Below are 9,786 nucleotides of genomic sequence, written 5' to 3'. Positions count from 1 at the left end.
CAACGGTTGATTTCTCAAATGACTTTCTGCATGTGATTCGTTCAGCAGCCCCTACATAACTAAACGTTTTAATGGAAAACTGTCCTTTCTTACACAAAGACTTTTTAACAATCCAGGAGTCCATGTACTTCCTCCGCCGACAATCACAGCATTAAACTTTTTCACGAAAATCGCCCTCCTTATTATGTTGTTCCCGTTTGCATTTCAAGTGTACTATACTTTTTTTTACATCCAGGGAAGTTTCAGATTTTGAAACTTTCCTTCTCGAAATACAAAATCATTTCTTAACATACATCGGAGCATATGAATAGTTGTCTATTAAGAGAAACCCTCTTCATAGTAAAAATCAAAATTTTATGTTATCATTAGAAAAAATGTTTCATATGGAATAAAATGCTAATGGTGACTGGTAATAAAGGGGGTATGAAATTTGTACAATATCATGGTGAAACTCTTAAACATCATAGATTCATACGAAGACCAGTCTGCAACTGAAGTTTTAGTAGCTGACTATATTCTCCGCAATATAGAGAACGTCCTTGCCATGTCCATTTATCAGCTTGCGGAAGCATGCCATACTTCCCCTGCGACCATCAGCAGATTTTGCAAAAAGCTGGGGGATATGTCATACAAAGAATTAAAAGAAAACTGCCAAAGTGTCAGAGAATACCAATCCAACGAAATTAACAAAGATATTCTCCAGCAATCAAGTCACTATACCGATATAAATGAAAACTTTAATATGATGATAAATTCCTTAATTGAAACAAAAAAATTAATAAATTGGGCTGATATAGAAAAAACTGTTACTCTTTTTGAGAATGCACAAAAAATAGCTTTTTTTGGGATAGGCTATTCCCATTTCACAGCGCGGGAAGCCCAGTATAAATTTACACGCTTAGGAAAATATTGCACAGCTTACAGCAATTTTGACAATCAACTAAGAGAAGCAAAAAGACTGACAAACAAGGATGTTGCTTTCATAATTTCCTTTTCAGGTGCAACAAGTTTCATTGTCAATTTGAAAAATATCATGCAAAAACATGGTATCAAAGTGATTGCCTTAACAAGCGAACCAGATTCCTATATAACTATTGGGGCAGACGTTATATTAAGAGTAAGCTCTCTTCAAAACAAACTTTTCAATTCACCAATTATTCAAGACTTATCTATTATGAGCATGATTAATTCGATTTATTTGGCTTATATTGGGAGAATGAAATAATTCCTTTTGCATATTTCCGAACAAGATAACAAAAAGGAAAAATAAATAACCTACATAAGCAAAACTTTTATCATAAAATTGTAATGACCTTATATTTCAATGTTTGATAAAGAGTGGATTAAAAAAAGGGATTAAAAAAAGGCATTTAGGATGATAAATTTTAATTGTCATTTTACAGCCAATCATAACCACCCTTCCAAAGGGTGGATTGAAAGGCTATAAGCTAAACTACCGGCCGGCGTCTCAAGGTGCTGGCTTTCATTTAGCATTCAAGCCTTATTGTCTTTGCCTCTTTTGCTTACCCCTAAAAGAGTGTTTGTATTAATTACTACCTTTAAAAGGCTTTCGCTTTTTTATCCTGATCGGATTTTATACGCCATGATCTATTCTAAACCAAGTGATTTCAACAATAATTAAATTCTTTTCAGAATTTAAACCACGATCAACGACAATAATTAACTTTGTGATTCCATACTTTGTTCTTTTAATCGCATTATTGCTGGTTCCAATATTTTACATTCGTGTTACCAGGAAAAAGCTCATAACTAGCAGGAATCCCATTTTCATCAATTAACAGTCCATTCACAACTTGAACTTGGTTCACATTATTACCCTTTGGGAACCTAATTTTTTTTAAAGTGTCTACAGCAACAGACTCAAAATAATATGTAGTCATATAATAGAAAGCAACGGCCAAATTCCGATTCAGTTTCTTCGCAATTTGTTTATAAAGATGTTCTTCTAATCGATTTTTTTGAGAGGCAAGGAATGAAAGTGAACGATACAAATGTTTAAGGACTTTCACCACCAAGTTATCACCCATACCGGGCGCACAATAAAAAATATCTAAAAACCCTAATTTCAATAATTTCTTAGCCATTTTTTATCGTTTTACTTTCTAATTCGAGAAAAAGAGGATGAAGCTTATCCTGTTGCATTCCACATTGTTTATGACAATGTCCCTATCACAACTAAAGGATATTTAAACGAGGCAAATTCTGTTCCGGCTATCGGTAGCCGCATTATGGGAGTGGTCAATAAAAACGGTTTAATTCATTTAACTTTTTACAGGGATTTATGAAGTAGGCAAAACAGTAATAGAGAGCATTACAGCCATTTCCGTTGACTCCGCCCTCGAAATGGTTAAAAACAAGTATAAGGATGATTTGCTAACAGACCGATACGTATTTCTCGTATTGCGTTGGAATATGTAACGATTGTTTCGATCAATGATGGAATGGCTTATGAATTGGTTCCGGCTTGGGTGTTTACTGCCCACCAAAAGACTATCTATCACGATCCAAAAAAGGGCCATTTTAAGATGATTCGGATTGGTGGTGAACAGGAGAAGATATCAAAATCCTCTGTGACACCGTGCATGAGTTGGATCGGGGAAAAGTGATTAACTCGATCATAAAAGAAAGAAAAGACATATTGTTTAATTAACAGAGGAGAATAAAATTACCATAATTAAGGACCTTTCATTGCCTATTTTAAACGTTGCAGTATAAAAGTATAAACCGGAAGATCGATGAACCACTTCTTCCGGTTTTTATATTTTTCATCAAAATACAGCTTAATTCTTCTTATTTTCTCAGTAAGTATAAAAAGTAAGGGGCGCCAATGATCGCTACAACTATACCGGTTGGAACGGCTGCTGAGCTAAAGATAATTTGTGCAAGAATATCAGCCAACACAAGCAGAATCGCTCCAATAAAAGGTGTAATTACTAAAAATGATTGATGTTTCGGCCCGACTAGCCTTTTGGCAAAATGGGGGCCCATTAAACCGATAAAACCAATCCTACCGGTAACGGATACGGCCGCAGCTGCCAAAGCAACTGCCACAACTAATAAAATTGACCGCTCCTTGTTTATATTCACACCTAAACCGATTGCAGTCGGTTCAGATAAAGTTAATAGATTCAACACATTAGCCTTAAAATAAATAATGGGAATACAAATCATGAGCCACGGGAATAGAGCAACAATAAACGGCCAATCGGTTCCCCAAACACTGCCGGCTAACCATTGAGATATAAATGCCACATCCTGTCTTTCCGCAGAAGAAATCATAAGAATCATGAGTCCCGACAAAGCGGAAGCAAAACCGACTCCAATTAAAACTAATTTAACCGGCTGAATGCCTTTTCCCTTTTCAAAAGAAAAAAAGTAAATACAGATGGCTGTAAGTAATCCACCGATAAATGCAATGACAGGCAGGACATAGGCAAAGTGCTGGATTTTACTTCCGGCGAATAAGTAGAAAACGGTGATTCCCACTCCTGCCCCCGAATTGATCCCGATGATTCCCGGATCGGCCAAGTCATTCCTTGTTACGCTTTGTAGCACTGCCCCCGCCATCGCTAATGCTGCACCGGCAAGAGTCAATATTAGTATTCTCGGCAAGCGAATTGAAAATAAAATAAATTCTTCCTTAAACGTCCCTTGACCGAAAAGCACAGGGATCAACCTGTCGATGGATAAAGTGGAAGCACCGAAAGATAAACCTACCACAAACAGAACCAGATAAATACCCATACTAAGGAACAGCCATTTTCTTGAAGTTCGTAATTTCTCATGCGACAAAGGCTTTTCCCCCTTTGCGTACGAGAATTAAGAAAAATGGTAATCCAATAACGGATACAATAGATACTACCGGCGTTTCAAATGGCGCATTCATGATTCTCCCGGTAAAATCAGCCAACACCATGAAGGAACCGCCAAAGCTCATACACATCGGAATCACATAACGATAGTCGGTTCCTACAAATGCCCGTACCATATGGGGAATCATAAGCCCAACAAAGGCAAGATTTCCGACCAATGCCACACTTGCCCCGGCCAGTAAAACAACAACAAACATGAGTATCCATTTCACCAGGGCAATATTTTGACCTAAGCCGATAGCAACATCTTCATTTAAACTAAGAATAGTCAATTGCGGACTCATTATCATCGCTAAAATAAGTCCAATTACAATGAATGGGACAACACCGATTAAGGCCTGCCATGTTGTTCCGATTAATCCCCCGGACGTCCACATGGAAACGTCTTTTGATATATTAAAGAGGATTCCGACTCCATCTGCAATCGCTTGTAAAAAAGCTGTTACTGCAGCCCCGGCCAAAACAAGTTTCATTGGAGATAATCCCCCTTTTACAGTAGCACTTATACCATAAACAAGGATCATCCCTATCCCGGCTCCGATAAAACAGGATACAATAATCACATAATATGAAGCTGCCGGTGCAAAGACAAGTGTTCCGGCAAGAGCTGCATTTGCCCCGGCGGTAACACCCAACAGCCCGGGATCGGCTAACGGATTACGGGTTACACCTTGCATAACGGCACCGGCTACAGCGAGAGCACTCCCAACAAAAAAGGCCGCAATTACCCTGGGAAAGCGTAGTTCCAGCAAAACTGACCGGTATTGGCCACCTTTCTGTTGAAAAATTGCTTCAAATACATCTTTTAATGTTGTATCCGCAGCTCCATACCAAATGGCAAACAACATGATAATCAATAAAAACAAAATGGAGACTGGTAATTGCATATAAAAAGGGACTTTTCGAATCACTTTCATTAGTCTTTCACCATATCACTTAATGACTTCCTAAAAAGGCTTTTTCAAAAAAGTCTAATTGATAATCTAACGATAATGCATCATTAAAATAAAAAGTAGCTGCATCAGCAGTATACACATGACCGTTTTTCACTGCTTCGATTTCGTTATACCAGTCTGCTTTTAAAAAAGTTGTATCTTTCTCTTTTGTTAAACTTAATATGAGATAATCACCGACATAATCACCCAGCACTTCTTGGGAAATCGCATAGTAGCCCGGTTTAAGCGCTACTTCTTTTACCTTTTCAGGCATTTTCAGGCCCATTTCTTGATAAAGGATTTCTGTTCCGCGACCCCAGTTGTCACCAAATAAATAAAATTGTTTTTCATCGTTTTCAACAACCGTAACGGTCGCATCTTCACCAATTTTTTCTTTTATTTTCTTACCGATTTGGGCTGCACGTTCTTTAAAATCATTCACCCACTCAGTTGCTTCTTTTTCTTTATTAACGACCTTGCCGATTTCAATATGCTGTTGCAAGTAATCTTTTCTTCCATATGTAAATAATACGGTTGGAGCAATTTCTTGCAGTTTGTCTGCGTTCTCGATATTGTTTAAGCCAATAATTAAATCCGGTTCAAGTTCAATAATTTTTTCCAAATCTTCATTGGAAACAACCTCGGCATTTTTTAAACCTTCTTTAAAGTTTGGGTTGCCTTTTGACCAAGAATCAACACCGACAATATTGACGCCTAGTTGAATTAAGTCCCCGGCATAACTGGATAAAACAACGACCCGCTTTGGATTTGCCGGTACTTCTACCGGACCTGTTTCTGATTCATAAACGATAGTATCTTTCTTTTCTGTTTTATCGGCATTTTGTTTACTTTCCTCATTACTGTTACATGCTGCCAACAAGAGTACGAGCAAAATCATCAGCCATTTCTTCATCTCTTTCTTCCTCTCCCTTTATCAAATCATATGTGATACAAATTGGTTTTTTCGTTCGTGGATCATCGCCAATTACTGCATCAATATTGAATACTTTTCGTAGAAGTGCCGGGGTCATGATTTGTTCCGGCGTTCCATGTCCTGCCAGTTGCCCTTTTGTCAAAGCGATGATTTCATGGGAGAAGCGCGATGCCTGGTTCACATCATGGAGTACCATAACAATCGTCCTGCCTTCATCTTTGTTTAATCTTTCCAGAAGCTCCAAAACTTCCAATTGATGGGCCATATCAAGATACGTTGTCGGTTCATCAAGGAAAATCATTTCCGTTCCCTGTGCTAACGCCATGGCAATCCAAACCCGTTGCCTTTGACCGCCTGATAAGGAGTCGACAGGTTCATCGCAAAATTCAGTTAACCGCGTTACTTCTAACGCCCACTCAATCATTTCTTTATCTTTTTTTGACAAACTTCCAAGTCCTTTTTGATAAGGAAAACGACCATAAGAAACTAATTCTTGCACGAGCAGCCCTTGAGCACTTTCCGGATTTTGCGGCAAGATGGCAAGTTTCTTAGCTAATGCTTTCGTGTTCATTTTTGCAATACTTTTTCCATCAATAATGACATTACCGCCTTGGTAAGGTATCACCCGCGTAATCGCCTTTAACAAAGTTGATTTTCCGCAACCATTGGCTCCAATAATGGTCGTAATCTTGCCCTCTGCAATTTGTAAACTCATCTCTCGGACAATTGTTTGCTTTTCATATCCTACACTTAACCCCTCAATTTGTACCTTCATCATCACCCCTCGCTTTCATTCACATTAAAAAAAATTAAATTTATAATTGAAAATGATTATCATTATCATATATTATATATATTAGAAACAGTTAAACTCTTTGTCAACAAAAATTTTAGAAGCTTAATATTAATTGTATGTAATTTTATGAAAGATTAAAACGTCAGCTTTGTTGCTATGAGATACAGAGGATGGTTTTTATCAAACTTGTGGGTTTTCTTAAGGTGGGACAAATTAGTTGCAATTGAGCGAGCCACCCGTTGCTTTATTGAAATTGAAGAAAACCTTTTTACCGAGAAATGCGACAGTTTTTAATAATAGAGCCTAAATAATCAAGAAATTCATATGCTTTTTACATAAATAGAAGAACAGGGGGATTGGCATGACGGAAATGTTTGATGTAACGATAATCGGCGGTGGACCTGCCGGCTTGTATTCGGCCTTTTATAGCGGATTACGGGGGATGAAAACAAAATTAATTGAATCTCAACGAAAGCTTGGCGGGAAAGTTTTACTTTATCCGGAAAAAATGATTTGGGATGTTGGGGGACAGCCGCCTGTACCAGGTCATACTTTCGTGAAACAATTGGTAGACCAAGCGCTCACGTTTGAACCAACTGTTTGTCTGGGCACAAAAGTGGAATATGTTGAAAAAACTGCAGACAACCACTACCTCATTACAACAAATCATGGAGAAATACACGAGACGAAATCGATTATTTTGGCTGTCGGTGGCGGGATTATTCATCCAAAACGGTTAGACTGTTCCGGGGCAGAGAAGTTTGAAGGGGAAACTTTGCATTATACTGTGCCATCATTAAAACTCTTTTATCAAAAAACAGTGGTAGTCTCCGGTGGGGGAAATGGGGCTATTGATTGGGCGGTTGAACTGTTAGATATTGCCAAACATGTAATCGTAGTCTATAGACAAGGGGATTTTCCCGCACATGAAGCCCAAGTTGAACTGTTGCGAAAAAGGAATGCCACCATTTTACTGAATTCAACAATTGAGACATTGATTCCCCATGATCATCAAGATAAAATAAAACAAGTCGTAGTTAAAAATGTGGTAACCGAGGAAACAAATGCAATTGACACCGATCATCTGATTGTCAGTTACGGCTTTGACCGGGAAGGTTCGCTGCAATTTGCAAGTTCTATTCGATTACGAAAGAAGGATGAATATTTTTATGAAGCTTCTCCCACTTGTTCCACGTCCGAACCGGGAATTTTTGCCGCAGGAGATATTATTAACTATGACGGGAAAGTTTATTTACTCGTCGGCGCTTTCCAAGATGCCGTCAATGCAGTGAATAGTGCAAAACAATATATTGACCCGCTCGCTGAAAAAATCGCAATGGTGTCATCCCATAATGAAAAGTTCCGAGAAAAAAATAAACAATTACTTGAAACCGAGTTGAAATTGTAAAATATATAGAAGAAGGGCGGGATCAGGTCCCTAGTCCTTCTTCTAAACCTTTAAATTAGCAAGTATAGTAATGTAAAATAAGGGTACCAATCATTATTCTATCATTCATCAAAAGGGTGAGGTCAAATTATGAAACTATTACAATTCTTCAAAGAAAATAAACTGCATTTAGGTGTGGCGACAGAATTAGGGATTTTAGACGTTAGTGAGGCGGGGAAAAAATATAATGTATCCGTACCGGGCAGTCTTCAAGAATTACTTTCAGCTGAAGATGGTATGAAAACAGTGGAAGCGGTAACGAGTCGTGCATTAGAGGTGAAAACGACCGAATTATTCCTTTCTAAAGAAGAAATTCACTATGCACCGGTCGTGACGAATCCGGAAAAAATTGTCTGTGTCGGCTTAAATTATATTGACCATGCAAAAGAATCAAAGATGGACATCCCAACCTCACCAGTGATCTTTAGTAAATTTAACAACGCATTGTCTGCGCATTTAGATTACATCCCTATTCCTGAGGGAGCAAAGCAAATAGACTATGAGGCAGAACTCGTTGTAGTTATCGGTAAGGAAGCAAAAAATGTATCTAAAGAGGAAGCGCTGTCTTATGTATTTGGCTACACGATTGGAAATGATGTCTCCGCTCGCGACTTACAATTTCGAACAGGGCAATGGTTATTGGGAAAAAGTCCGGACGGCTTTGCCCCTGTTGGTCCATTTGTCGTAACAAGTGATGAAATGGATCCATACAATCTCAATATTGAATGTCGTATTAATGGAGAGATCCGCCAAAAAGCAAATACAAGAGATATGATTTTTGATTGTGCAACATTAGTAAGTTATCTTTCAACATATATGACATTGAAACCGGGTGATCTTATTTTTACCGGAACTCCGGATGGTGTCATTCTTGGATATGCGAAAGATCAGCAAGTATGGCTGAAACCAGGAGATGAAATGGTTGTATCCATTGAGAAATTAGGGGAATTAAAAAATGTCTTAAAGTAAACTTTCATCGTGGGGGTTTCTTATTCCCCCACGGATGTATTTTTGCCACAGAATAGCGAATATCGCAAGCACCTCGATAAAAAATTTTATCCTGTTATATTTTCCGATAATAAATACGCATACACAAGTTTTTCTGTATTTTGTATCGATGAAATATGGGTTCGTTCAAAGGCATGAGAAGAATCAATACCCGGACCAATTAAACCATGAACAATATCAAACCCGCTCCGGATAGCGGCTGATGCATCGGAACCGTAATACGGGTAAATATCTAACTGATAATCAATTTGATGTTGTTTCGCCAGTTCAACAAGATGTTTCCGTAATTTCACATTGTATGGTCCACTCGCATCTTTCACACAGATGGAAACCGTATATTCATCTGTCGACTGTCCGTCACCCATGGCACCCATATCAACCGCCAAGTATTCCACTGTTTCCGGTGTAATATTGGAGTTGCCGCCATAGCCAATTTCTTCGTTATTTGAAATCAAGAAATGGGTCGTATACGGCAACTTGATTTGATTTTTCACTATGTATTCAATTGTCTTCATTAAAATTGCGACACTTGCTTTATCATCTAAGTGACGGGATTTAATATAGCCGGATTCCGTTATTTGAACCCGCGGATCGAATGAAACAAAGTCACCCACTTCAATACCAAGCGCCCGAACTTCATCGGCATTGGTCACTTTTTCATCGATGCGAACTTCTATATTTTGCTGATTACGCTCTGCTGTTTTCGCTTCTTTATAAACGTCAACAACCCACCACTTAACGACCTAACGGTCTGTTTGAAGTGGGGGCTTGCG

At 38.3% G+C, this 9,786-nt stretch carries 7 protein-coding genes and 2 pseudogenes; 3 read left to right on the top strand and 6 right to left on the bottom strand.

Going from position 1 to position 9,786, the window contains the following annotated elements; all coding sequences use genetic code 11:
• Positions 1-430 precede the first annotated feature (430 nt).
• A complete protein-coding gene (locus tag LIZ98_RS15460) occupies positions 431-1,225 on the top strand; it encodes a MurR/RpiR family transcriptional regulator (RefSeq protein ID WP_227140167.1) in 795 nt (264 codons plus the stop codon).
• 386 nt (positions 1,226-1,611) lie between these two features.
• On the opposite strand, the pseudogene LIZ98_RS15455 reads toward LIZ98_RS15460, so the two are convergent.
• From LIZ98_RS15455 to LIZ98_RS15435, 5 genes and pseudogenes are all read right to left on the bottom strand, one after another.
• Positions 1,612-2,021: pseudogene (locus tag LIZ98_RS15455) on the bottom strand (IS1634 family transposase); the annotation flags it as partial.
• 790 nt (positions 2,022-2,811) lie between these two features.
• The gene (locus LIZ98_RS15450) at positions 2,812-3,813 is read right to left on the bottom strand and encodes a FecCD family ABC transporter permease (protein WP_375293594.1); all 1,002 of its coding nucleotides are present in this window, start codon (positions 3,811-3,813) and stop codon (positions 2,812-2,814) included.
• Positions 3,803-4,810, bottom strand: coding sequence for a FecCD family ABC transporter permease (locus LIZ98_RS15445; protein ID WP_227140170.1), 1,008 nt, complete (start codon positions 4,808-4,810; stop codon positions 3,803-3,805). The genes LIZ98_RS15450 and LIZ98_RS15445 overlap by 11 nt, the downstream gene beginning before the upstream one ends.
• Positions 4,811-4,829: 19 nt before the next feature.
• The gene (locus LIZ98_RS15440) at positions 4,830-5,741 is read right to left on the bottom strand and encodes an iron-hydroxamate ABC transporter substrate-binding protein (RefSeq protein WP_041845915.1); all 912 of its coding nucleotides are present in this window, start codon (positions 5,739-5,741) and stop codon (positions 4,830-4,832) included.
• Positions 5,692-6,540: an ABC transporter ATP-binding protein gene (locus LIZ98_RS15435; RefSeq protein ID WP_227092274.1), complete on the bottom strand. Its 849-nt coding sequence runs from the start codon at positions 6,538-6,540 to the stop codon at positions 5,692-5,694. Before LIZ98_RS15435 ends, LIZ98_RS15440 begins: the two co-directional genes overlap by 50 nt.
• A gap of 379 nt (positions 6,541-6,919) precedes the next feature.
• Here LIZ98_RS15435 and LIZ98_RS15430 point away from each other — a divergent pair, with 379 nt between their 5' ends.
• Entirely contained in the window at positions 6,920-7,966 is a 1,047-nt protein-coding gene (locus LIZ98_RS15430) for an NAD(P)/FAD-dependent oxidoreductase (protein ID WP_227140171.1), read from the top strand.
• A 129-nt stretch (positions 7,967-8,095) separates the two neighbouring features.
• Positions 8,096-8,974 carry a fumarylacetoacetate hydrolase family protein gene (locus LIZ98_RS15425; protein ID WP_216406063.1) on the top strand — a complete coding sequence of 293 codons (879 nt, stop codon included), beginning with the start codon at positions 8,096-8,098 and terminating at the stop codon, positions 8,972-8,974.
• An 86-nt stretch (positions 8,975-9,060) separates the two neighbouring features.
• Here LIZ98_RS15425 and LIZ98_RS15420 read toward each other — a convergent pair.
• A pseudogene (locus LIZ98_RS15420) lies at positions 9,061-9,738 on the bottom strand (M20/M25/M40 family metallo-hydrolase); the annotation flags it as partial.
• Positions 9,739-9,786 lie beyond the last annotated feature (48 nt).

It is taken from the genome of Caldibacillus sp. 210928-DFI.2.18 (genome assembly GCF_020554505.1).
Lineage (GTDB): Bacteria > Bacillota > Bacilli > Bacillales > Caldibacillaceae > Caldifermentibacillus > Caldifermentibacillus hisashii.
This window is presented reverse-complemented; position numbering and strand designations above follow the sequence as displayed.